A 23,728-nucleotide genomic window follows, 5' to 3' on the forward strand; every position below is an offset into this window, starting at 1 on the left:
CCGAGCGGCATGGCTGATCCTCCTAGCTCTTCTTGGTCTCGTCGGCCTCTGCGGCGTCGGCCTCGATCGCGGCGAGTACGGCCTGGACCGGGATGCGTCCGCTTGCGGCCAGCTGGCCGCCGGCGTGGCGTACCGCCGCACCGAACGGCGCGGCCCACAGGTTCTCCCAGACGAGTACGGCGGCCGAGCTGCCGGGCTCGATGGTCTCGGCGAGGTCCTCGACGTCCTGCTCACTGAGCAGCATTGCGATACCGGTCTCGAACGCCCGCAGCTGCCCGATCTCGCTGTCTTCCAGATCAGTCGACTCGAACGCCTCGAAGCTGCCGTCCGCGTCCTTCATGAGGAACAGCAGGTCGAGGATCCGGATCAGGCCCCGGTCGACGTACTCGGCGAGGATCGGCGCGATCTCTCCGGTCAGCTTCGTACCCGGGAATTCGACGACGACCCAGTCGACCGGCCCCAACTCATCGATAGTGGCACTCATGCTCTACCTCCGGCGGTCAGAGTTGTTCGATGGCTCCGATCCGGGAGCACCCGGATCTGGGTACTGCACCGACGATCCGGCAGAACCCGGATCACCGCATCACCCCTGCGGGACGATTGGCGTCGCGAACCGTGCGGCGGTGTGGGGCGCGACGGCAACCGAGAAACCGAATGTCCTGCTGATCGACTGGGGGTCAACGCCTCGGTAGCATCCGGACATGACGGACGACCAGGTCCACGCCGCTTTGGCCGAGCTCACCCGGATGGCGCAGGAGTCGGCTGAGGCGTACTTCGCTGGCGATCTTGACGCGTACGAAGGCGTGCTGCATCACGCGGATGACTTCACGCTGATGCCGCCGTTCGGTGGGCCGACCAGGTCGGGCTTCGTGTTGGACGATGAAGCGCGCCAGGCCACCAGGGCCACCTTCCGTGGTGGCGAGGTGGAGGTTGAGGTCGACGCGTCGTACGTGACTGACGAGCTGGCCGTGCTCGCGGTGGTGGAGCGACAGCGCGGCTTGGTGGGAGAACTGCCGGAGCAGGACTGGTCCCTGCGCGTCACGCTCGCGTTCCGACGCGACGGTGGACAATGGCGGCTCGTCCACCGGCATGCGGACGCACTGGTCCACACCATCGGCTGGAGCACGCTCTCACAGCTCGCCCGCGGCGAACTGACGGACTGAAAGCCGCGCCTGTCGAAGCGGCAGGGTTTGTTGGGTGGGGAGGTTATTGGCCGGTCAGGGTGGCAACGGTTGGGGCGAGGGTTGCGGCGGAGTTGGCGCCGATTACGAAGTAGGTGAAGCCGATTTCTTCGCGGCGGCGGTGGATTTCTTCGGTGGCTGCGGAGGGGTCGCTTGGGAGGATGACTAGTGAGTCGGCGGCGCGGAGTGCTGCGGTGTCGAGGTTGGGGGCTGCCATGAACGGGGCGACGGCGTCACCTACGGCGGCGACGTGTTGGGCCAGTTCGATGTCCCGGTGGCCGGTGAAGTCGCGTACCCGGTTTGTGGTTTCGGCTCGGTCGTCGTCCGTGGCGAGTACGAACGTGGCTGCGTCGGCGACCTCGAGTGCCAGTGCCTGCGACTTTGGTCCGCTTACCGCCATGACGACCGGTGTGTGCAGGTCGGGGCCGTCGAACTTGCGCAGGGCGGCCACGGTGTCGCGCATTCTGGTACGGCGCTCGGCTGGGGAGACGGCGGGCAGGCCCAGCTCGACTTCGATGCCGGGGCGGCCGGCGCCGATGCCCATTTCGAAGCGGCCGTCGGTGAGGACTGAGAGTGAATGAGCCTCCCATGCTGTGCTCCATGGTTCGCGCAGGGCGGCGGCGTACACCCACGAGCCGATCCGGAGATCGGTGAGCGCGGCCGCGGTTGCCAGCGTGGGGCCGAGCGCTGGCTGCCAGGTGGGGACGTCGGGCATCAGCAAGGTTGAGTACCCGCTGTCGGCGATGCGTCGCACGCTGTCCCGCCACGTCGGCAGGTCAGACGTGATCGGCGCAACGACGCCAAATCGGAAGGGCCTGGGCTTGGCCTGGTCGGGCATCGTGGTTCTCCTTGGGTGTGGGGCCTTGTTCTGTCCTGTTGTCCTCTCCACGAACCGGCCATGCAGGATTCGACATCGCTGCACCAGAACCTTCGCGTCCCGGGGCCGGCTGGGGTGGAGTACGTCGGCGTCGTACACCTGCCAGATTTTCGGCGTCGGTCCGTGGTGGGGAAGGGCGGGCGGTCGTAGTGTCGGGAGCGGCGGCGGGTGACGTCGTCGCGCGTTGGGAGGGGAAGAACGATGGTTGATTCGGTCGCGCCGCACGGGCTTCACCATGTGACTGCTATCGCGGAGGATCCGCAGCGTAACGTCGACTTCTACACCACGGTGCTGGGGCTGCGTCTGGTCAAGCGGACCGTCAACTTCGACGCTCCGGATACCTATCACTTGTACTACGGAGATGCCTCGGGCCGGCCGTCGACGCTGTTGACGTTCTTTCCGTGGCCCGGAGCGCCGAACGGCAAGCAGGGCACCGGTCTCACGACGGCCACCGCGTTCAGCGTCCCGCCGGAGTCCCTCGGGTGGTGGCAACAGAGACTGGACGACCTCGGGGTCGACGCGGACGCGCCGGTCGCCGGCTCCGACCAGGAGGTCCTGCGGCTGCGCGATCCCGACGGGCTGGTGATCGAGCTGGTCGCGTCCGACGGTGACAGCCGATCCGGTTGGGACGGCGTCGCCGCCATACCGTTCGACAACGCGATCCGGGGCCTCTTCTCGGTGACGATGACCGAGCAGCAGCTCGACCCGACGGCGGAGATGCTCGCGGGCATGCTGGGGATGCGGCACGGCCAGGACACCAGCGACGGGTCGCGGTTCGTGATGTCCGGGGGAGCGGAGGGTACGGCGGTGGACGTCCGACCGAGCCAGGCCGCTCGCGGTGTCCAGGCCGCCGGAACCGTCCACCACATCGCGTTCCGGGCACCTGACGGCGAGACCCAGGCGAAATGGCGGATGGAGCTGATCGAGGCCGGCGTACAGGTCACCGAGATCCTCGACCGGCAGTACTTCACGTCGATCTACTTCCGTGAACCGGGCGGAGTCCTGCTCGAGATCGCGACCGACCAGCCGGGCTTCACAGTGGACGAGCCGCTGCTGGAACTCGGCCAGCACCTGAAGCTTCCGCCCTGGCTCGAGCCGGACCGCGAGCAGATCCAGGCCTCGTTGCCCCAGCTGCGTGTACCACCGCAGCCGCACGAAGCCGGCTGATGAGCGAGGACCCGCTCCGGCGGCCGCACGTCTGGCTTCCGGGCTCGTCCGACCCACCGCTGCTGTTGCTGCATGGCACGGGTGGCGACGAGCACGATCTCCTCGTACTGCGGGAGCACCTCGCACCCGACGCGGCCGTGCTGTCGCCGCGGGGGACCGTGTCCGAGCAGGGAATGGCACGGTTCTTCCGCAGGCTCAGGGAGGGCGTGTTCGACGAGGACGACCTTCGGCTGCGCGCCGACGAACTCGCCGCCTTTCTGACCGCCGCCGAGCAGAAGTACGACGTGCCTGCTGGTTCGTGGATGGCGGTTGGCTTCTCCAACGGCGCCAACATCGCCTCCGCGCTGCTCCTACGCCATCCCGAGTCGCTCGCCGGCGCCGTACTGCTGGCGGCAATGGTGCCCTTCGCGGCGGATGGGCCGGAGGACCACGCACTCGCCGGCAAGCGAGTGCTGATCGTCAACGGTGACAGGGACCCGATGGCGACGCCGCAGCAGACCAGCAGGCTGGCCGAGCAACTCCGACGCCGAGACGCCGATGTTGGACTGCTGTCGTTCGCCGGCGGCCACACCATCGACGCCGGCGTACTGCCCGACATCAAGGCGTTCATCGAGGTGGGTCGCGCGAACTGAGAAACGCCCATACCTCGGACAGTCAATGGGTGATCGGCGGATACTCTCGGTCCGGTCGGCAGATGGAGGTCGGGGTATGGAGTTGCGCCAGCTGCGTCATTTCATTGCGCTTGCGGAGGAGCGGAGTGTGACCGGCGCGGCCCGTCGGGAGTTGATCGTGCAGTCGGGACTGTCGAACTCCCTGCAGTCGTTGGAGCGCGAGCTGGGCACCGAGCTGTACCTGCGCGGTACGCGGCCGGTGCGGCTCACCGCCACAGGGGAGGCCCTGGTGGCGCCGGCGCGCGAGGCGTTGCGTGCCGCGGAGACCGCTCGTCGCGCGGTGCAGGAGACCCGGGACGTGCTCGTCGGTCGGCTCCGACTCGGGATCGCCCTCTCCGCGCAGTACCTCGTTCCGTTCGCGGGCTACCTCGGCGCGTTCCTGCGTGACCACCCCGGCGTCGACGTGCGGATGCGTGGCACCGCCGCACTGGACATGCTGGACATGGTGGAGAACGGCGAACTCGACTGCGCGATCGGACCGGCGCTGGAGCAACGCGGCCGGTTGCGCCTGACCTCGCTGGCCAGCGAGCCGCTGGCGTTGACCTGCCGCACCGATCATGAGCTTGCAGGCCGAGACAGCGTGACGGTCGCCGACCTCGCCGGCGAGCGCTTCGTCGACGTACCGCCGGGCTGGACCGCGCGGCTGCTCTGCGATGCCCTGTTCGCCGGAGCCGGACTTACCCGGCGGATCGTCGCGGAGGCCGGCGACTGGGAGGTGCTGCTGGAGATGATTGCCGCCGGCGCCGGTATCGGGTTCACCCCGGTGGGCCTGCAGTACAAGGTCCTGACCGCTCCCGACAGCCCGCTGCGTCACGTTCGAGTGGAAGGCGCCCAGATGGATCGCCACCTCTACCTGATCCTGCCGCCGCGCGCCGAGACGAGCCCTGCGGCCGCAGCGTTCGCAGCGGGCATGTTGGCCCTGCACGGCGCCGACTGAGGGGGTCCGGCCTCGGCATCTCCAGGAGAGATGGAAGGCATCTCATCCAGGCCCACGAAGTCCGGCATCGGCCTTCGCAGGCAGGAGGTTCTCACGAGTGGAAGCACCATTCGCTCGCGAGAGGTTGGAAATGAGTACAGCTACACGTTCGTCCCGCGTCGCAGTCGCCAGCACCAGCAGGCATCTGGCCGGTTTCTGGTTCGTGGGCGCCGCGTTCCTGACGTTGATGGCCTTCGGCACCGTTCCCACTCCGCTGTGGCCGATCTACCAGGTCCGGGATCACTTCGGTCCGACGACGGTGACGATCGCCTTCGCCGTGCTGGTCATCGGCACCGGCGCCAGTTTCCGGCTGCTGGGCCACTTGTCCGATCGGCTGGGCCGCCGCCGGGTGATCGTGCCCGGGCTCCTGGTCGCGATCCTCGCCGACGCAGTGCTGGCCTTCTGGCCCGACCTGCCCGGCCTGATCGTCGGCCGGGTGTTGACCGGGGTGGCGATCGGCCTGATGGCATCGACCGCGACGGCCTATCTCAGCGATCTGTACCACCAGGCGCGGCCCGGGCGCGACGGATCGGCGGTCCCCGCACTGGTCGCCACCGCTGTCAATCTGGGTGGTCTCGCACTCGGCCCGCTGGCAGCGGGAATCCTGGCCCAATGGGCGCCGTCGCCCTTGCGTACGCCGTACATCATCTTCGGAGCGCTCATGGCCGGGCTGCTCGTACTCGTGCTGGCCAGTCCGGAGACCATCGACACCGCGGCCGCGGACCAGGACCGGCCGGTGCGGTTCGCTCTGCGTCCAGGACAGCGCGCGGCCTTCGGGGCGGCAGCAGCCGTCGGGTTCTTCGCGTTCGCCGTGATGGGGCTGTTCTCCTCGCTCGGCGCGATCATCGTGCGCGGCGAGCTCGGCATCACGTCGTACTTCGTTGCCGGCCTTGCACCGTTCGCCGCCTTCGCCGCATCAGCCGTCGCGCAGCTCGCGCTCGGCAAGCTCGCCCACTCGACGGTCCTCCTGATCGGCGGGCTGCTGTTCCCGATCGGCCTGGCGCTGACCGCCGTCTCGCTCTACCAGCCGACGCTCTGGCTGGCGCTCACGTCCGCGGCCCTGGCCGGCGCCGGCGCGGGTCTGCTCATCAAGAGCGGCGTGACCGAGGCCGCGATCGCCGCCGTACCCGCTTCACGCGCCGGCGTACTCGCCATGTTCTTCATCATCGCCTACGTCGGCATGGGCCTGCCCTCGATCGCGTTCAGCCTGGTCATCCAGCACGTCGCCCTCCGACCATCGATGATCGGATTCGCCACCGTACTGTCCGCCGGCGCCTTCATCTCCATCATCATCGCCCGACGATCGACCGCCGCCTCCACCCACCTGAGTCCGCAAGCCGCGAGGTAACGGTGTCAGACGCTGCGGAGGGATGTGGTGGTCTTGCCGGTCCGTTGGCGTAGCAGCGTGCGGAGGGTGTTGGGCTGTTCGTAGCCGACCCTGCGGGCGATCGTCTCCAGGGACTGGTCGGTGGTGCGTAGGAGATGGATGGCGCGTTCGATTCTCAGGTCCTGGATGAAGCGGACAGGGGAGGTGCCCATGGTCCGCTGGACGGTTCGCTGGAGGGTGCGCTCGCTGACTCCGAGGCGCCGCGCGGCTTCGGGGATGCTGATCGCCTCGCCGAGGTGGTCGCGGGCCCAGCGTTCGAACGCGGCGACGACGGGGTCGAACTGGGCCAGCGCGCTGGGCATGATGTACGGCGCCTGCGACGGGCGCTCGTCGACGACGAGATACTGAGCGACGAGGTCGGCGACGGTGGGGCTGCCGGCGCGGACGAGTGCGAGCGCCAGGTCGAGATGGCCGAACGCGGCTCCGGCGGTGGTGACCTGGTCCTCGTGGACCACCATGCTGTTCTGATCGAGATGGATCTGCGGGTAGCGAGCGCGGAAGGCCGGTGCCAGCCACCAGGTGGTCGTCGCCCGCAGTCCGTCCAGGACGCCGGCCTCGGCGAGCAGGAAGGTACCGGCGCAGGCGGAGGCGATCGCCGCGCCCCGTCCATGGGTCTTGGCGATCAGCTCCCGTGCGGGCAACGATTTCTCGCCACCGACGAGTTCGACCAGGGCATCAGGCTGCCGCTCGTTGATGGCCGGTACGACGAGGAGATCCGCCGGATCGGCCCGGGTGACGGGCTCGCAATCCACGCTCAGCCCGGCCGACGTACGCACCCGGGACTCGAACCCGATGGTCGTGACGTTCCAGCGGGGAGCTTCGGCCAGTTGTTCCGCCATGGCGTTCGCGGTGTCCAGTACGTCGAGGATCGCCGTCAGACCGGAGTCGAACACGTCCTCGTTGACCAGAACCGCAATCTCCACGTCGGAAACCCTATCAATCGTGTCGTTTCCGCCCCTGACGTGACGACGGACCACCGACGTACGTTGTGGCGAGCGCTGGAATGTCCCGGCGCTTTCCCGGAGGTCTGATGCGTCGCCAGCGTGAGGGCAGCGCTGCACTGCACGGCAGGCGCAGCGAGTGCGTGATCCTCGAAGATCTGGTCGCCGGCGCAAGGGCGGGCCGGAGTCAGGTGCTGGTGCTGCGCGGCGCGGCCGGGATCGGCAAGACCTCGTTGCTGGACTACCTGGAGACGTATGCCACCGGATTCCGGGTCGCACGGTCGGCCGGCGTCGAGGCCGAGATGGAGCTTCCGTACGCCGGACTCCATCAGCTCTGCGGTCCGTTCGCGAATCGACTCGACCGCCTACCCGATCCGCAACGCATCGCCCTCGGGACAGCCTTCGGCGTGACGGTCGGGGCGGCGCCGGACCGCTTCCTGGTCGGACTCGCGGCCCTGGATCTCCTGGCCGACCGGGCAGAGCAGCAACCGCTGCTCTGCCTCGTCGACGACGCGCAATGGCTCGATCACGTCTCCGCCCAGACGATCGCATTCGTCGCCCGTCGGCTCCTGGCCGAGCGCATCGTACTGGTCATCGCGATCCGGGAGCCGAGCGACGGGCTCGACTTCGCCGGCCTCCCCGAGCTCACCGTCGACGGTCTTGCCGAGACGGACGCCGGACGGTTGCTGGACTCGGTGATCAAGGGGCCGATCGACCCGCGTGTCCGGGACCGGATCATCGCCGAGACCAGGGGGAACCCGCTCGCGTTGCTCGAGTTGCCACGCGCGTGGACAGCGGCGGAGCTCGCCGACGGGTTCGAGGAATCGGACCTGGTCCCGCCGTCGAGCCGCATCGACCAGATCTTTCTTCGTCGCATCGCTACGCTCCCGGACGACACCCGGCAGTTGCTCGTCACCGCGGCAGCTGAACCGCTCGGCGACGCAGAACTCCTGTGGCGGGCGGCGGGTGTGCTGGGGCTGAGCGCCAACGCGGGCCAGGCGGCCGAGACCGCGGGATTGATCAAGTTCGGTTCCCGGGTCGGCTTCCGGCATCCGTTGGTGCGTGCGGCCGCGTACCGGTCCGCGGCCCCCGAACAGCGTCAGGAGATCCACCGTGCGTTGGCCGAGGCCACCGACGCCGAGGTTGATCCCGACCGACGGGCCTGGCACCGGGCGCAGGCAGCGCCGGCGCCGGACGAAGAGATCGCGGCCGAGCTGGAGCGCTCGGCCACCCGAGCGCAATCCCGTGGCGGCCTGCTTGCTGCCGCTGCTCTGCTGGAACGGGCGGCGCGCCTCACGCCGGACCCGGCCCGGCGTGCCCAACGCCAACTCGCGGCCGCCTGGCGCAAGCGCGATGGCGGCGCCCTCGACGCGGCTCTCACACTGCTGGCCGAGGTCGCCTCGGGCCCGGCCGATGCGTTCCGGGCCGCGGAGGTCACACACCTGCGCGGGCAGATCGCGTTCGACCAGAGACGCTCGACCGAAGCCGCCCGACTGCTACTCGATGCCGCCCCGCACCTCGAGCCGCTCGACTGCCAGTTGGCCCGCGAGACGTATCTGGATGCGCTGGCCGCCGCGATCTGGGCGAGTGGGACAGACGAGCCCGATACGACGTACGTCGTTGCGTCGGCCGCGCGTTGCTCGCCCGCGGCCGACGAGGTGCCACGTGTCATCGACCGTGTCCTCGACGCCTTGGCCCGCAGATTCACCGACGGCCACGACGCGGCGGTGGCTCCGCTCGCCCGAGCTCTGGCGGCCGTGCGGGGCATCGATGGCGGCGCCAAGGACGTCGGCCGGCTGCTGTGGTTGGGCGGCAACCGGGTCACGGCCATCCTCGCCACCGAACTGTGGGATTTCGGGGCCGGACGTGCGGTGGCCGAGCTCCAGGTCCGGCGAGCCCGGGACGCCGGTGCGCTGGTCCAGTTGCAGTTCGCCCTGAACGTGCTCGCGGCGAACGAGTTGCTCGCCGGGCAGTTGACCCATGCCGCCGAGTTGGTCGAGGAGGACCGGATGATCGCCGGCATCACCGGCAACCGTCCGGTTGGCTACGCGGCGACGCTTCTGGCTGCGCTGCGCGGTCCCGACGACGCGGCGCCGCGGTTGATCACGACGGTCCGGGACGAAGCAGCGGCACTGGGTCAGGGCAGGATCGTCACCTTCTCCGACTACGCCAGTTCCGTGCTGAACAACGGGCTCGGGCGCCACGACCTCGCGGCCCCGGCTGCGCGCAGCGTCTTCGACCGCGATGTCGTGGGCGGGTATCAGATCATGGCGGTCTCCGAGCTGGCCGAGGCGGCCTCACGCACGGGCGACACGAAGCTGATCGCGGTGGCCCTCGAGCGGATGTCCGAGCGGGCCCGAGTCACACCGACCGACTGGGCGCTGGGGATCGAAGCCCGGCTGCGTGCGCTGCAAGGCGGCGAGCAGGCGGACGCGTCGTACCGACTGTCCATCGAGCACCTGGATCGCGCGGGGCTTCGGCTGGAGCTGGCCCGCGGTCATCTCTTGTACGGCGAGTGGCTGCGACGCGAGGGTCTGCGGATCAAGGCCAAGGAGCATCTGCTCGCAGCGCACGGCATGCTGTCCGAGATGGGGGCCGCGGTGTTCGCCGAACGAGCCCGGGGAGAGCTCGTACCGCTCGGCGTCAAGGCGCCCAGGCGAAGTGTCGAGACCACCGAGGAGCTCACCACCCAGGAGTTCCACATCGCGCGGCTCGCCCGCGACGGCCTGTCGAACGCCGAGATCGGCACCCGGCTCTTCCTCAGCCCGCGCACCGTCGAATGGCATCTCGGCAAGGTCTTCAGCAAGCTCGGCGTCAACTCGCGCCGGGAACTGCGTACCGCCGTACCTGATTTCGCGCCTGAGTAGCGGTCCCCGTAGGTGACCCGGGCCGGACCGGGCTTCGCCCCGGGTGCGGGACGGCGTCCCGGCCCGCGACGGTGGGTGGAGAGGTCACCCGAGACCGTGAGCGAAGGAGATCCGTGCCATGGACCGCAACGAGCAGAGCGGCGGATTCACCCCCGATCGGCGTCAGTTCCTCGGCGTCGCCGGGGCCGCGACCCTGGCGGCCGTCGGCGCGTCACAGCTCGGAACCACGCCGAAGGCCGCGGCCACATCGCTCACCGGTACGTCGTTCGGCACGGTGCGGCAGATCGATGCCGGCGTACTGAACGTCGGGTACGTCGAGGCCGGTCCGGCCGACGGTACGCCGGTGATCCTGATGCACGGATTCCCGTACGACATCCACAGCTATGTCGAGGTGGCGCCGTTACTGGCCGCGGCCGGCTATCGGGTGATCGTGCCGTACTTCCGCGGCTACGGGACGACGACGTTCCGGTCGCGAACCACGCGGCGGGATGTCGATCAGGCCGCGTTCGCGCTGGACATCCTCGCGCTGATGGATGTGCTAAAGATCGACAAGCCCATCCTGGCCGGCTACGACTGGGGTTCGCGGACCGGCGACATCATTGCCGCTCTCTGGCCGCACCGCTGTCGCGCCCTGGTCTCCACCAGCGGCTACCTGATCACGAACCTGGCGGCGAACAAACTGCCGCTGCCGGCGAAGTCCGAGTGGGCCTGGTGGTACCAGTACTACTTCTCCACCGAGCGCGGTGAACTCGGCCTGACCCAGTACCGCCACGACCTCGGCGAGTTGATCTGGAAGTTCAACTCGCCGACCTGGAACTTCTCCGACGCGACGTACGACCGGACCGCGGCCGCCTTCGAGAACCCCGACTACGTCTCGATCGTGATCGGCAACTACCGCTGGCGGCTCGGTCTGGCCCCGGCCGAACCCCGGTACGCCGGGATCGAGAAGCGGCTCCAGAAGGGTCCCGTCATCGGCGTACCCACGATCACCATTGACGGGGCCGACGATCCGTTCACCGCGGCCGGTGACGGCTCTGCCTATCGGGCCAAGTTCACCGGCCCTTATGAACACCAGACCCTGCAAGTCGGTCACAACGTCCCCCAGGAAGCGCCGCAGGCATTTGCCGATGCGGTCATCCGGGTCGACGGCCTCAAGCAGCGCTAGCCGCTCGCGGCCCCATCCAAGTACCGGACAGGAGATTTCATGCCACGCATCACCGTCGGAACCGAGAACAGCGCTCCGATCGAGATTCACTACGAGGACCACGGGTCCGGGCAACCGGTGGTGTTGATCCACGGGTATCCGCTCAGCGGCGCGTCGTGGGAGAAGCAGGAGCGCGTGTTGCTGCAGGCCGGATACCGGGTCGTCACCTACGACCGGCGCGGGTTCGGGAAGTCCGGCCAGCCCACGATCGGCTACGACTACGACACGTTCGCCGCCGACCTCAATGCCCTGCTCGAGTACCTCGACCTGACCGAGGTCGCCCTGGTCGGCTTCTCGATGGGCACCGGCGAGGTGACCCGCTACCTCGGTACCTACGGCTCGGGACGGGTCACCAAGGCGGTGCTGATGGGGGCGATCCCGCCCTTCCTGCTGAAGACCGGCGACAACCCCGAAGGCGTCGACGGGGCGGTGTTCGACGAGATCAAGGCGGCCATCGTGAAGGACCGGCCGGCGTACTTCAAGGACTTCCTCGACAACTTCTACAACGTCGACGTGCTCGGCGGTACCCGGATCAGCGAGCAGGCGTGGCAGGACAGCTTCACGGTCGCCATCGGCGCTTCGGCGTACGCCGCGCATGCCTGCGTGGACACGTGGCTCACCGACTTCCGCGACGACCTGCCGAAGATCGACGTACCGACGCTGCTGATCCACGGCGACGCCGACCGCATCCTTCCGTACGCCGCCACCGCCGCGCGGCTGCCCGGTCTGATCAAGGACCTCCGGTTCGTCACCGTCGAAGGCGGCCCGCACAACATCGCCTGGACCTTCCCCGAAGAGGTCAACCAAGCCCTCCTCACCTTCCTCAGCGCCACAGGAGAGGAGAAGTAATGCCGCTGCTCCCCGCGTCGAAGATCCCTGCGGGGTTCGTCGAGAAGACCAGGCAGGTCAATGGAATCGCGGTCAACTATGCCGTCGGCGGCACCGGCCCTACGGTTCTTCTGATCCACGGGTATCCGCAGACCTGGTACTCCTGGCGGAAGATCATGCCGGTGCTCGCGGAGCACTACACCGTGATCGCGCCCGACCTGCGCGGATCCGGCGGCTCGGACGCTCCCGAGAGCGGATACGACAAGGCCGCCCTTGCCGACGACGTACACGAGTTGCTGGTCGGGCTCGGGCTCGACGAACAGGTCAACGTCGTCGGACACGACATCGGGACGATGGTCGCCTACGCGTACGCAGCCGCACATCGCAGCTCGACACGACGCCTGGTACTGCTGGAGGCACCTCAGGTCGACGAGACGGCGTACGAGCTACCCGCGTGGACCAAGGCCGGGCCGGGCTTGTGGAACTTCGGCTTCTTCACCTTGGACAACGGTCTGCAGGAGAAGATCGTTGCCGGACGCGAAGACATCTGGGTCGACGGTTTCATCGGCTGGATGGAACAGGTCGAAGGCGGAGTGGACGATCAGGCTCTCGCCGAGTACGCGCAGTCGCTGCGGCGGCCTGGTTACCTGCGTGCGTCGTACGAGTACTTCAAGACGTTCCCTCAGGACGTCCTGGACACGATCCGGAACCGCAGTACGACGCTGACGATGCCGGTGCTGGCGGTAGGCGCCGAAGGCGCGCTCGGCGAACTTGTGCCGGAGCAGGCCCGGAAGTACGCCGACGATCTGACCGGCGCTGTGGTCCCGTGCGGCCACTGGATCGCGGAGGAGGCTCCCGAGCTTCTGCTCGGCCACCTGCTCCCGTTCCTCAACAGGTAGGAAAGGAATGTCAGTGAACATCAGTAGAAGGGGCGTGCTCGGCGGACTCGCCGCGGCGCCGGTCCTTTACGGCATCGGCTCGGCCGCCACCGCCGTCGCCACGACATCGCGGCCGGGTGCAGGCGACGGTCTGGAGCGGGGAGCAGAGCGGCGGTTCAACGCCCCGCTGCTCACCCCGGGAACCCGGCTGGTGCTACCGGCAGGCGTCAAGGCTGTGCCGATCCGGGATTACTACCGCCGTCCGCGTCTCGCCTCGGCGGTGTCTGTCTGGCCGCGGATGACGGCAACCGACGGCACCACGGTCGACGCGTCGGTCGTGCCCGAGCGCGGCGCTCCCACCCGGATCGCGATGCTGAGCGGGTTCACGGAGGGCTGGTACGAGCTCGTCCATGCGAGCGGACGGGCAGACCGGGTGACGTGGGACGCCGGCAAGCTTCCGTTCCTCTGGTTCTACGGCGAGTTCGGTGCCACCACGGTCGAGCCGTACCACGACGTGTTCTACACGGTCGCGTTGCAGCCGTTCTCCCGCATCCCATATCCACGCAACAGCTTGGCCGGCTAGGAGCCTCATGTCTCACCACTTCGATTACCCGACAGACGAAACACTCGACATCACCGACGCCTTCTGCTTCGCCGGCGCCGGCGACCTCATCGACGATGTCCTGGCCCCGCGCACGGTCTTCGGGATGAACACCTCGCCGCTCGAGGGCCAGCCCTGGAACCCGGACGGCTACTACGAGCTGAAGATCGACACCAATCATGACTACGTCGAGGACATCACGTTCCGGGCGACGTTCCCGATCGGCGCCGACGGCTTGCAGTACGTGCAGGTAGAGCAGCTCACCGGCCGCGCGGCGACCGACCGCACTGCCAGGGGCACGATCATCACGCCCCGCCACGCTCCCGTCGGGGAGGTCGTCGAGTGCCGCGGCGGTATCAAACTCTTCGCCGGAACACGCCTCGATCCGTTCTACAACTTCATCCCGTTCCCGGTCGCGACGGCGGAAGCGCTTGCCGCCGGCACCTTTCCGGACTTCGACGCGCTGCGGCCGGCCACCGACTCGTTCGCGAACTCGACCGTCAGGTCTTTCGTCCTCGAGGTGCCGGTCAAACTCACGGGCCGCCGTCCGGTGAACTTCTGGGGGACTACGGCGTACTTCGACAAGGGGCACCGGACCTGGGTCCAGCTCCAGCGCGCGGCCGCGCCCAACATGACGACGTTCTTCGACTTCGCCGGTGGCTCGGCAAAGGTTGCCAACTACAACAGCACCGCCCCGACGATCGACCTCGTGGGCCGGCCCCGGCACCCTGCGACCGACCCCGCCAAGGGAATCTGGGGTCAGGTGCGGGACAACATCGCAGCGGTCGTCGAGGCCGGTGGAACGTACGGCGATCCGCCGCACAAGTTCCCCACCGCGCTGGCCTACGGTGCCTGGGCGGCAGACAAGCTGCTCCCGAACGTGATCACGTTCACTCCTGGCACCGTCGCGCTCTGGGATCCCTGGTTCGACAGCGAGAACGGCAAGGGCATCGTCGAGGACATTGCGTCCAACGTCATCAAGATGATCGTGAACCAGGATTTCTCCTCGGGACTCAAGCCCGCGCCGATCCTCGACTACTTCCCCTACCTCGCCACGCCACCGGCCGGCTGATCTTGACGTCCACGCGATTCGGCCTCGACCGGCGCGACTGGCGCTCGCTCGGCGCGATGACGGTCTTCATCGTGCTTCTGCACGTGATCGGGTTCGGCGTTCTGTTCGGGTTCGTGATGCCGCAGCACTACCACCTCGGCGGCGACCGACCGGTGTTCACCATCGGCGTCGGACTGCTCGCGTACACGTTCGGACTCCGGCACGCCTTCGACGCCGACCACATCGCGGCAGTGGACAACACGACCCGCAAACTGCTTGCCGACAACGCCGACCGGCGGGCTTCCGGCGTACCGGAGGAGGAGATTCGCAAACCGCTCTCGGTCGGGTTCTGGTTCTCGCTCGGCCATTCGACCATCGTCTTCGCGCTGGCTCTCGTGCTGTCGCTCGGCGTGAAGGCGTTGGCCGGGCCGGTCGAGAACGGCAACTCGATGCTGCATTCGGTCACCGGAGTCATCGGTGCGTCCGTCTCCGGCGTCTTTCTCTGGGTGCTCGGAATCCTCAACCTCGGTGTGCTCGTGGGCATCGTCAAGGTGTTCCGGCAGATGCGTTCCGGCGTGTACGACGAGCAGCAGCTCGAGGAGCAACTGAACAAGCGCGGCTTGATGAATCGCGTCCTCGGCAGTCTGACGACATCTGTCCGCAAGGCCCGGCACATCTACCCGATCGGCGTCCTGTTCGGTCTCGGCTTCGACACCGCGACCGAAGTCGGTCTTCTCGTCCTTGCCGGGGGCGTCGCTGCGTTCCACCTGCCGTTCTACTCGATCCTCGTCCTGCCCGTCCTCTTCGCCGCAGGCATGTGTCTGATGGACAGCGCCGACGGCGTGTTCATGAACGCCGCGTACAGCTGGGCCTTCGCAAAGCCGGTCCGGAAGGTGTTCTACAACATCACCATCACCGGGATCTCCGTCGCGGTCGCCCTGGCAATCGGCACGATCGAACTGATCGGCGTCGTCGCCGACCGGGCCCACCTCACCAGTGGGCCGTTGGCCGCGATCGCCCGCATCCCACTCGACTACGCCGGCTACGGCATCGCCGGACTGTTCCTCGCGGCCTGGGTGGTGGCACTCGCAGTCTGGAAGTACGGCCACATCGAAGAGAAGTGGGCAACTGCCCTCAGGGACGGCTGAGGAGTCTGGTGAGGCCGTATTCGAAGCGGGTGTCGAAGGGGTCGTCGAGGAGGAGGGCGGTGCCGACCTTGGTGAGGGCCGGATAGGCGCCCGAGGAGAGCAGGTCGTCCGCGTTCCCGTGCAGGTTGTCGGACGGCGTCTGCTCCTCCTGCGTCAGGCCGATCGTGAAGTAGACGATTGCCCAGCACAGCCGGGCCGCGTCGGCCTCGGCGTACCCGGCTTCGAGCAGGCTGCCGACGATGACTTCGGCAACCCGCAGCGTCTTGCCGGTGCCGGTGAACGTGCCCGCGACGAGGCGGCCGCCGTCGCGGTGGGCGAGCATTGCGGCCCGGTAGCGGCGCGCGACGACCGCGACGCGTTCGACCGGATCAGTCCCGCCGGCCACGAGGTCGTCGACCGCGACCTCTCCGACGATCGTGTCCGCCATCGTCTCGATCAGCGCGAACTTCGTCTTCACCTGCCAGCTCACCGAGTTGAGGTGCGCGTCGAGCCGGCGCGCGACTCCGCGGAGCGAGAGCCGCTCGAGGCCCTCCTCCTCCAGCACCGCGAACGCGGCCTCGATCACGTCGCTCTGGGTCATCCGCATGACGCCATCGTACAAATCCGGGTCATGCGCCGAACGCCTCCTGCGACACGCCGTCCCACGCTTCCCACTCGGCGATCCGTCGCGCGTACTCCGCCTTGATCACCGGCAACGGCCCGGGCCCGAAGAAGATCCGCAGCGGCGGCTCCGCCGCGTCGACAACCTGCAGGATCGCGGCCCGGGTCGCGGCCGGGTCGCCGCGCTTCCCGGCCGGTCGCGCCATCGCCGACCGGAAGGCGTCGTACTGCGGAAGGTGCTCGGCGTGGACGGCGGACGGCCCGGCCCAGTCGGTCGCGTATCCGGCCGGCTCGACCAGCGTGACCGAGATCCCGAACTCCTTGACCTCCGCGGCCAGACTGTCGGTGAAACCCTCCAGCCCGAACTTCGACGCGTGGTACAGCCCGAGCCCCGGCAGCGCGAACACACCGGCGATCGACGACACCTGAATCACATGACCGTTGCCCTGGGCCCGCATCTGCGGCAGGACCGCCTGGGTCACCCACAACGGCCCGAGCAGGTTGACGTCGAGCTGCGCCCGCGCCTGCTCCTCGTCCACCTCTTCGACCATCCCGAACAACCCGTACCCGGCGTTGTTCACCACGACATCGATGCGCCCGAACCGATCGACCACCTCCCGTACGGCGTCCGCGACGGCGGCGCGGTCCGTGACATCCAGCGTCAACGGCAGTACGGCGTCGCCGTACTTGTTCACGAGTTCGTCGAACGCGCCCGTCGACCGGCTCGACACCGCGACGCGGTCACCGCGCTCCAGCGCCGCCTCGGCCCACTCGCGCCCGAACCCCTTGGACGCACCTGTGATGAACCAGATCTTCATCGCAAAACACTCCCTCTCTTGTGCACTGACCAAGAAACCATAACTTGGTCACTGCACAAGAATCAAGGAGTCAGGTCAGCGGTGGTGGTTGAGGAAGGTCGTGAGTTCTGCGAGGTACTGCGGGCGGTTGTCGCGGTGGACTGAGTGGCCCGCGTCGGGGAGGTGTACCGACCGGAACTCGCCGGCCGCTGCTTCGGCGCAGCGCTTGGCGTAGTCGTCGGAGATCAGTGAGCCGCGTTCGGTGTCGCCGTGGATTAGGAGGACTGGGCAAGTGATCGCAGTCAGCAGGTCGGTCAGAGGGTTGGCCTTCAGGAAGGGTTGGTCGAACAGGTGCGGGTCGACCTGCGCCTTCGAGGTGGCCCACGGCTCGAGCTCGTCTTCCGGCCAGTCGGGGTTGTCGGCTCGGCCTCGTGCGATCCGTGAGGGGAGGTCGAGCGCGCGGAGGTCCGCGAGCCAGGGCGGCATGGACACCGGTTCGTCCGGTTCGGCGGCAGGTCCCCCTCCGGGCGGCGGGTCCTCCAGGACAACGGCACGGACCAGGTCCGGTCTCGCGGCGGTCAGATAGGCGGCCGTCATCGCGCCCATCGAGTGGCCGACGACGACGATCCCGCCCTCGCGGGGCTGGTCCGACAGGACGAGGGCGGCGTCGTCGCGCAGTTGGGGGTAGTTGACGGGGCCGGGTGGGAGGGCGGAGTTGCCGTGGCCGCGGGCGTCTATGGCTAGGGCTTGGATGTCGGGAAGGTTGGCGAGGAGGGGTTCCCAGCATTGGGCGGAGTCGGAGAAGCCGTGGAGGAAGGTGACGTCGGCGGGCGACTCGTTGGTGCGGCACCAGGCCAGATGGGCTGTTTTACCTCGCACGGTGAACATGGTTGGGGACGATAGCGCAGGGTGCTCGAGACCACTGCCGATTCTGCGCGGCGGTTGTGTCGGAGGTCGGTGCGACGATGAGGGCATGAGTTTCAGCGTCCAGGGCAGTGCGACCACGCCTGTGCTCGAGATCGGGTACGAGGCTGCGGGGGAGCCGGGCGGTGACCCGGTGATTCTGCTGCACGGTTTCCCGTACGACGTGCGCGCGTACGACGAAGTCGCAGCGGAGCTCGCGGCGAGCGGGCGGTATGTGCTGGCGCCCTACCTGCGTGGCTACGGCCCGACGAGGTTTCGCGACGCGGGGACGCTGCGGTCCGGGCAGCAGGCGGCGATCGGCCAGGATCTGGTCGACTTCATGGACGCGCTGGGGATCGAACGGGCCGTGGTCGCGGGGTACGACTGGGGTGGGCGAGCTGCGTGTATTGCCGCAGCGCTATGGCCGGAGCGGATCGCGGGGTTGGTTACCTGCGGGGGATACGCGATCCAGGACATCGCGAGGTCCGGTGAGCCCGCGGCGGCCGAGGACGAGGCGAAGTACTGGTATCAGTACTACTTCCACTCCGAACGTGGCCGGCGTGGCCTGACTCTGAACCGGGATGAGCTGTGCGCGCTGCTGTGGCGCGACTGGTCGCCGAAGTGGGCCGACTCCGCGGCTGCTTATCCGGCCACGGCGCCTAGCCTGCACAACCCGGACTTCGTGGACGTGGTGATTCACTCCTACCGGCACCGTTACGGCCTGGTCGAAGGCGATCCGCGCTACGAAGCGGTGGAGGAGGCGCTGGCCGCGCTGCCGAAGATTGCCGTGCCGACGGTGATTCTGGTGAGTGAGGCTGATGGTGTGACCGGGCCGGCCGGGCTCGACGACGGGCCGCATTTCAGCGGGCCCTGCGAGATCCGCTCGCTGCCGGACATTGGTCATAACGTACCGCAGGAGGCGCCGGTTGCCTTTGCCGAGGCGGTCAAAGCCCTCGGGTGAGGCGGTCGCCCAGGTCGGAGCGGCGGTAGAGGACCGAGCGGCCGTGGCGCGCGGAGATCAGGAGGCCGGCGGCGCGGAGGGCGCGTAGGTGCTGGTTGACGGCGGTCGGGGTGACGTTCAGGCGTACGGCGAGTTCGGTCGTCGAGGTTGGTGTTTCGAGCAGGGCTAGCAGGCCGGCCCGGACGCGGCCGATCAGGTCCGCGAGGGCGGTTGGCGGCGTAGTTGTTGAGGTTTGCCAGAGCGTGCCGAGACCGCGAGCTGGGTAGATGAGGTGGGGCGGCTCATCGGGGGAGATGGGGGTAGCGCCGCGGCGGCTGAAGAGGGACGGAGTGAGGGTGAGGCCGCGGCCGGCGGTTGAGGTTCGGTACGAGAGGTCGCTGCGGAGGCGGATGCGCAGGACGGTGCCGTCGAGGCGGACGTGTGGATCGACGTCGGCGAACATCGCGGCGAGACCGGCGTTTGCCATGACGCGGCCGCGGTAGACGATGTCGGCCTCGAGGACGGTTCGCATCCGGGTCCAGTACGGCTCGAAGCAGGCGTCCCAATAGTCCTGCAGCACGGCCAATATGCGTCGGAGGACGGTGGCTGGGCGACCCTGAAGAGCCGTCGGCAGCCCCAAAGGATGGACGGCGGCGAGGTCCGCGCGTACGACGGCGGCCGAGGTGCTGGTCAGTGCCGAGAGTTCGTCCTCGATGCGACCGAGCGGGCTGTAGGGCCTAGGCGTGAGGAAGTCCGGCGTCCACAACGCTTCGTTGGTCAGGGCGCGGAGCAGATCGAGGTCGAGGCCGGAACGCGCCGACTCGATGGCGCGGAGCCAGGGGAGTTGCAGCGGGAACCGGCCGGGGTCGCGCAGGGTCCGTAGGGACAGGACCAGCTCGTGCAGCGGTGAGATCGCGAACCGCACCTCGCCGAGATCGTTCCCGGCGAGTTCGTACTCAATCATGAAGCAGAACACTACATCGTTGGTCCCGGACACCGTCCGGATGCGACAACTGTCGGGTGCTTCTCCGTGATCCCGTCGAACGCGCCCTCGCCTCCGCCGTGGCCGCCCTGTCGCTGTCCCGCGGCATGTTCTTCGCCGTCAGCGCGCTCTACTTCACCCGCGGGGTCGGCCTGTCGGCGGCGACCGTCGGGATCGGGCTCACCATTGCGGGAGCGGTCGGCGTGCTGGCGTCGTACGTCGGTGGTCGGCTGAGCGAGCGGTATGGCGCAGACCGCCTGCAGCAATGGACGCTGGCCGCGAACGGAGCCTCCCTGCTCGCGTACGCCCTGGCGGACAACGTCGTCAGCTTCATCCTGATCGCGGCCTGCGTCTCGGCCACACGCGGTCTGCAGAGCACGGCCCAGGTGACCTTGCTGGCCCGCTGGTACGTCGGCCCCGAGCGGGTCACGGTTCGCGCCAGGCTACGCGTGGTGATGAACGTCTTCATCGGCGGCGGCAGTCTGCTCGCGGGACTCGCGCTGATGGTGGACACGACGTCGGCGTACCGGCTGACGGTGGTGCTCGTCGGGGCAGTCACGATGCTCGGCACAGCCCCGCTGATCGGTCTGCGCAAGCGGGTGGAGGGTCTGGCCGAGCGGATGGAAGCCGCCAACACGGCTGCGACCTCCGCCGATGGACGCTCCCCGCTGCGCGATCGGACGTACGTCGCGTCGACGGTCCTCAACGCCATCCTCGCGATCCAGTTCGGGCTGACGTCGGTCGCGATACCGCTCTGGGTCGCGGACCACACGGATGCCCCGACGGTCCTCGTGTCAGCGCTCCTGCTCGTCAACACCGCGTACGTTGCTCTGTTCCAGGTCCGCGCGTCCCGAGGTGCTCAGACATTGCGCACCGCCGGGCAGTCGGTACGGCGAGCAGGCCTCTTCTTGCTGATCGCGTGTCTGCTCTTCGCGACAGCGGGGTACCTCGGTGCCGTTGCGGCAACAGTCGTGCTGCTGCTGGCCGCGCTCGCAGCCTCCGCGGCCGAGACGCAGGGCGAGGCCGGCGGCTGGACCATGGCCTTCGAGCTCGCCGACCCCGCTCGCGCCGGCGCCTACCAAGGCCTCAGCCAGACCGGCTACGCAGTCGCCCAGATGTTCAGCCCGGCCGTCGTCACCACCAGCGCGATCGACCACGGTACGCCGGGCTGGATCGCCCTCGGTCTGGTCTTCGCCACCACCGGCACCGCAACCGCGCTGCTGGCGAACCACGCGGCCGAACGCTCACTCGAGCGTGTGTAGGACCGGGATGGTCTGCGGTAGGTCTGTCAGTTCGAGCGCGGCTCGGAGCGGGGAGTCCGGCGGGACGACGACGCGGAGCTCCTGGCGGCTCTGGGCGAGGCGTTCAGCGAGGCGGAAGAGCATCGCGATCCCGGAGCTGTCGAGATAGGCCGTCTCGGTCAGGTCGACGACGATGACGCCCGCGTCGACTGAGGCGACCTGGCTGATGGCATCCCGCACAACGACGGCGTTGGTGAGGTCCACTTCGCCAGAGACCCGCACAACCTGGACGCTATTGCTCATCCAGGCGTCCACTTCGGCGTACGCCGTCATGTCTCACCCACGACGTTGCGGCGCATGAGGACCGTCGTACCTTCTGGATCGCTGTCGATGTCGACCGAGTCCGACAGCCCGTGGATCAGCGTGAGGCCCAAGCCGCCGCCACGGTCGGCCGGACGCCGCCACCGGCCGTGGTCGCGCACTGTCAGCTCGACAGAGCCGTCCACAAGTCGCGCCTCGATGTGCATGTCGCCCGGCGAGGCGCCGTACGCGTGGCGTACGACGTTGCTGCACGCCTCTCCGCAGGCGATCGCGATCTCGCCGGCGTCCCGCGCAGTGACACCTGACTCGCGGAGCCAGCGCCGTAACGCGTGCCGGACCTGGTAGAGCATGCGCGCGTCGGCAGGGACGTCGAGCGAGAGCGGCATACCGGCCAGCGCCAACGGCCGGAGCGCCACCAGGGCGATGTCGTCGGCAACCTTGCCAGGCTCCGGCAGGCTCGAGAGGAGATGGTCGCAGAGCGCATCGAGATCGGGCCATTCGGCGTCACCCGCTTCGGTGAGCAACCGATCGAGGCCGTCCTGGATCGACAGCGTGCGCTTCTCGACCAGCCCGTCGGTGTACAGCAGCAGGGTCGCCCCGGGCCGCAGTCGACGCGTCGCTTCGGCATAGTCCCAGTGCGCGAGTACGCCGAGTGGTGGGGCCAGCCCGCCGTCGAGGTACTGCGTGCTCTCGTCGTCGATCAAGAGGGCCGGCGGATGTCCGGCGTTCGCGAACCGCACGGTGCCGGTGTCCGGGTCGTACAGGACGTAGAGCAGGGTCACCATCTCGGCCATCGGCAGCTCGCGCGCCAATCCGTGCAATCTGGTCATCACCGCTACCGGTGACGGATCGTGGATGGCGTAGGCCCGCACCGCCATCCTCAGCTGCGTCATGGCTGCCGCGGCCTGGAGACCGTGGCCGGCAACATCACCGATGACGAGACCGATCAGGCCGTCGCGCAGCTCGATCACGTCGTACCAGTCACCGCCGACATGCAGGTCCGCGGTCGCAGGGACGTATCGGGCGGCCACGACGAGGCCGGGGATGTCGGGCATCTGGTCCGGAAGCAGGCTGCGTTGGAGCGTTTCCGCGATCTGGTGCTCGCGCCGGGTCCTGGCCTCTTCCCGGGTCAGCTGCTGCTGGGTCTCCTGCCGCTGGTCGATCTCGCGACGCAGACGGTCGTTGGCTGCCTTCAGCTCCGCGGTACGGTCCCTGACGCGTACTTCGAGGTCGGCAGCCGCGGCCATCAGCGCGCGCGTGAACCCGATCCGCTCGGTCACGAGCGCGGCGAGGAAGAACGAGGTCAGCGCGACGGTGGCGTTGAAGGCCTGAAGGGTCAGCATCTGCGCAAGCAGCGACTTGCCCGCGAACGGGCCGAGTCCGCGGGTCGCCGACCAGGTGGCGATCAGGGACGCGATCAGCGCGGCGGGCGCGGCGCCGCGCAACTGCAGACGCCACGAGGCCCAGCCCAGCAACGGCAGCACCAGGAACAACAAGCCGACATCGGTGTGAGTCGTCCAGAACACGAGGACGATGGTCAGCGCGAGGATGACCCCGGCTTCGACCCATCGCGCGGCCGTCCACGGCTCGAGCTCGCGGAACAGCGGGATACACAGGAGGAACGGTGCGACGGCGAGAACGCCCATCGCGTCACCGGTCCACCACACCGCCCACGCGCCGGCCAGTCCACCGGTGCCCTTCGAGGTCGTGAGCGTGACGGCGCCGATGGTCGCGCTGATCGTCATGCTCGCCAGTGCACCCAAGAAGACGATTGCCAGCGCATCACGCAAGCGGTCCAGTTGGCGGTGGAACCCTACGCGCTCGAGCACGATCGCCGCGACCAGTGGTGCAAGCGTGTTGCCCATCGCGGTCAGCAGCGCGGGCACCGGACCGGTGCTGATCGGCAGATTCACGGCCAGAGCCGCAAGTGCGACGCCCGGCCAGATCCTCCTCCCCAGAATCAGGAAGGCTGCCAGTGCGATGCCGCTGGGCGGCCAGAGCGGCGTCACGTTCCGCTCGACCAGCGACAGGCTCAGGCCCAGACGCGCGCCGAGGTAGTAGGCCGCGCCGACCAGCACAGCCGCTGCGGCGGTGCGGCCGAGGTCCGCCGGTACGCGCAGCCTGATCGCCCTCGAGGCCCAAGAAGCTCCCGTGCGCCCGCCCATGG

At 68.5% G+C, this 23,728-nt stretch carries 23 protein-coding genes; 14 read left to right on the forward strand and 9 right to left on the reverse strand.

The annotated features are described in order from the left end of the window. Positions 1 to 22: 22 nt before the first annotated feature. Positions 23 to 484 carry a DUF6325 family protein gene (locus FDA38_RS17535; RefSeq protein WP_137255077.1) on the reverse strand — a complete coding sequence of 154 codons (462 nt, stop codon included), beginning with the start codon at positions 482 to 484 and terminating at the stop codon, positions 23 to 25. Between the two features lie 217 nt (positions 485 to 701). On the opposite strand from FDA38_RS17535, the gene FDA38_RS17540 reads away from it, so the two are divergent. Beyond that, a complete protein-coding gene (locus FDA38_RS17540) occupies positions 702 to 1,163 on the forward strand; it encodes a YybH family protein (protein WP_202877705.1) in 462 nt (153 codons plus the stop codon). A gap of 43 nt (positions 1,164 to 1,206) precedes the next feature. Here the strand turns inward: FDA38_RS17540 and FDA38_RS17545 are convergent, their stop codons facing one another. After that, the gene (locus tag FDA38_RS17545) at positions 1,207 to 2,019 is read right to left on the reverse strand and encodes an LLM class flavin-dependent oxidoreductase (protein WP_137255078.1); all 813 of its coding nucleotides are present in this window, start codon (positions 2,017 to 2,019) and stop codon (positions 1,207 to 1,209) included. A gap of 240 nt (positions 2,020 to 2,259) precedes the next feature. Between FDA38_RS17545 and FDA38_RS17550 the strand changes: the two genes are divergently transcribed. The 4 genes from FDA38_RS17550 to FDA38_RS17565 all read left to right on the forward strand — a co-directional run bounded on the left by FDA38_RS17550 (position 2,260) and on the right by FDA38_RS17565 (position 6,220). Next, on the forward strand, positions 2,260 to 3,225 hold the full coding sequence (locus tag FDA38_RS17550; RefSeq protein WP_137255079.1) for a ring-cleaving dioxygenase: 966 nt from the start codon (positions 2,260 to 2,262) through the stop codon (positions 3,223 to 3,225). Next, a complete protein-coding gene (locus tag FDA38_RS17555; RefSeq protein ID WP_137255080.1) occupies positions 3,225 to 3,857 on the forward strand; it encodes an alpha/beta hydrolase in 633 nt (210 codons plus the stop codon). Before FDA38_RS17550 ends, FDA38_RS17555 begins: the two co-directional genes overlap by 1 nt. A gap of 76 nt (positions 3,858 to 3,933) precedes the next feature. After that, positions 3,934 to 4,833 carry a LysR family transcriptional regulator gene (locus tag FDA38_RS17560; RefSeq protein WP_170989763.1) on the forward strand — a complete coding sequence of 300 codons (900 nt, stop codon included), beginning with the start codon at positions 3,934 to 3,936 and terminating at the stop codon, positions 4,831 to 4,833. A 130-nt stretch (positions 4,834 to 4,963) separates the two neighbouring features. Beyond that, positions 4,964 to 6,220: an MFS transporter gene (locus FDA38_RS17565; RefSeq protein WP_202877706.1), complete on the forward strand. Its 1,257-nt coding sequence runs from the start codon at positions 4,964 to 4,966 to the stop codon at positions 6,218 to 6,220. Positions 6,221 to 6,225: 5 nt separating this feature from the next. On the opposite strand, the gene FDA38_RS17570 is transcribed toward FDA38_RS17565, so the two are convergent. Beyond that, on the reverse strand, positions 6,226 to 7,182 hold the full coding sequence (locus FDA38_RS17570) for a GlxA family transcriptional regulator (protein ID WP_137255082.1): 957 nt from the start codon (positions 7,180 to 7,182) through the stop codon (positions 6,226 to 6,228). Between the two features lie 107 nt (positions 7,183 to 7,289). Here FDA38_RS17570 and FDA38_RS17575 point away from each other — a divergent pair, with 107 nt between their 5' ends. From FDA38_RS17575 to nicT, 7 genes are all read left to right on the forward strand, one after another. Then, positions 7,290 to 10,067, forward strand: a complete 2,778-nt coding sequence (locus FDA38_RS17575) for a helix-turn-helix transcriptional regulator (protein ID WP_137255083.1) — start codon at positions 7,290 to 7,292, stop codon at positions 10,065 to 10,067. Between the two features lie 118 nt (positions 10,068 to 10,185). Then, positions 10,186 to 11,232, forward strand: a complete 1,047-nt coding sequence (locus FDA38_RS17580; RefSeq protein ID WP_137255084.1) for an alpha/beta fold hydrolase — start codon at positions 10,186 to 10,188, stop codon at positions 11,230 to 11,232. A gap of 39 nt (positions 11,233 to 11,271) precedes the next feature. Beyond that, positions 11,272 to 12,120, forward strand: a complete 849-nt coding sequence (locus FDA38_RS17585) for an alpha/beta fold hydrolase (protein WP_137255085.1) — start codon at positions 11,272 to 11,274, stop codon at positions 12,118 to 12,120. After that, positions 12,120 to 12,998 (forward strand): alpha/beta fold hydrolase, encoded by an 879-nt coding sequence (locus tag FDA38_RS17590; protein ID WP_137255086.1) that lies wholly within the window; start codon positions 12,120 to 12,122, stop codon positions 12,996 to 12,998. The genes FDA38_RS17585 and FDA38_RS17590 overlap by 1 nt, the downstream gene beginning before the upstream one ends. A 13-nt stretch (positions 12,999 to 13,011) precedes the next feature. Further along, the gene (locus FDA38_RS17595; RefSeq protein WP_137255087.1) at positions 13,012 to 13,560 is read left to right on the forward strand and encodes a hypothetical protein; all 549 of its coding nucleotides are present in this window, start codon (positions 13,012 to 13,014) and stop codon (positions 13,558 to 13,560) included. Between the two features lie 7 nt (positions 13,561 to 13,567). Next, on the forward strand, positions 13,568 to 14,650 hold the full coding sequence (locus tag FDA38_RS17600) for a DUF4331 family protein (RefSeq protein ID WP_137255088.1): 1,083 nt from the start codon (positions 13,568 to 13,570) through the stop codon (positions 14,648 to 14,650). Positions 14,651 to 14,652: 2 nt separating this feature from the next. After that, complete coding sequence (gene nicT / locus FDA38_RS17605; protein ID WP_233714770.1) at positions 14,653 to 15,777, forward strand: Nickel transporter NicT; 1,125 nt, start codon at positions 14,653 to 14,655, stop codon at positions 15,775 to 15,777. Here the strand turns inward: nicT and FDA38_RS17610 are convergent. From FDA38_RS17610 to FDA38_RS17620, 3 genes are all read right to left on the reverse strand, one after another. Then, complete coding sequence (locus FDA38_RS17610) at positions 15,764 to 16,363, reverse strand: TetR/AcrR family transcriptional regulator C-terminal domain-containing protein (RefSeq protein ID WP_137255089.1); 600 nt, start codon at positions 16,361 to 16,363, stop codon at positions 15,764 to 15,766. The genes nicT and FDA38_RS17610 overlap by 14 nt on opposite strands. A 22-nt stretch (positions 16,364 to 16,385) precedes the next feature. Then, complete coding sequence (locus FDA38_RS17615; protein ID WP_137255090.1) at positions 16,386 to 17,195, reverse strand: SDR family NAD(P)-dependent oxidoreductase; 810 nt, start codon at positions 17,193 to 17,195, stop codon at positions 16,386 to 16,388. A gap of 75 nt (positions 17,196 to 17,270) precedes the next feature. Continuing rightward, on the reverse strand, positions 17,271 to 18,062 hold the full coding sequence (locus tag FDA38_RS17620) for an alpha/beta fold hydrolase (protein ID WP_170989764.1): 792 nt from the start codon (positions 18,060 to 18,062) through the stop codon (positions 17,271 to 17,273). 85 nt (positions 18,063 to 18,147) lie between these two features. Here FDA38_RS17620 and FDA38_RS17625 point away from each other — a divergent pair, with 85 nt between their 5' ends. Further along, positions 18,148 to 19,038 (forward strand): alpha/beta fold hydrolase, encoded by an 891-nt coding sequence (locus tag FDA38_RS17625; RefSeq protein ID WP_137255092.1) that lies wholly within the window; start codon positions 18,148 to 18,150, stop codon positions 19,036 to 19,038. Here the strand turns inward: FDA38_RS17625 and FDA38_RS17630 are convergent. After that, positions 19,022 to 19,981 (reverse strand): ArsR/SmtB family transcription factor, encoded by a 960-nt coding sequence (locus FDA38_RS17630; RefSeq protein WP_137255093.1) that lies wholly within the window; start codon positions 19,979 to 19,981, stop codon positions 19,022 to 19,024. The two genes, FDA38_RS17625 and FDA38_RS17630, sit on opposite strands and share 17 nt — an antisense overlap. Before the next feature lie 56 nt (positions 19,982 to 20,037). On the opposite strand from FDA38_RS17630, the gene FDA38_RS17635 reads away from it, so the two are divergent. After that, complete coding sequence (locus FDA38_RS17635; RefSeq protein WP_202877707.1) at positions 20,038 to 21,261, forward strand: MFS transporter; 1,224 nt, start codon at positions 20,038 to 20,040, stop codon at positions 21,259 to 21,261. On the opposite strand, the gene FDA38_RS17640 is transcribed toward FDA38_RS17635, so the two are convergent. Next, positions 21,244 to 21,522, reverse strand: a complete 279-nt coding sequence (locus tag FDA38_RS17640; RefSeq protein ID WP_233714771.1) for an STAS domain-containing protein — start codon at positions 21,520 to 21,522, stop codon at positions 21,244 to 21,246. The two genes, FDA38_RS17635 and FDA38_RS17640, sit on opposite strands and share 18 nt — an antisense overlap. Positions 21,523 to 21,569: 47 nt before the next feature. Further along, complete coding sequence (locus FDA38_RS17645) at positions 21,570 to 23,726, reverse strand: SpoIIE family protein phosphatase (protein WP_137255095.1); 2,157 nt, start codon at positions 23,724 to 23,726, stop codon at positions 21,570 to 21,572. Positions 23,727 to 23,728 lie beyond the last annotated feature (2 nt).

Source organism: Kribbella jiaozuonensis, from assembly GCF_005233875.1.
Classification (GTDB): Bacteria; Actinomycetota; Actinomycetes; order Propionibacteriales; family Kribbellaceae; genus Kribbella; species Kribbella jiaozuonensis.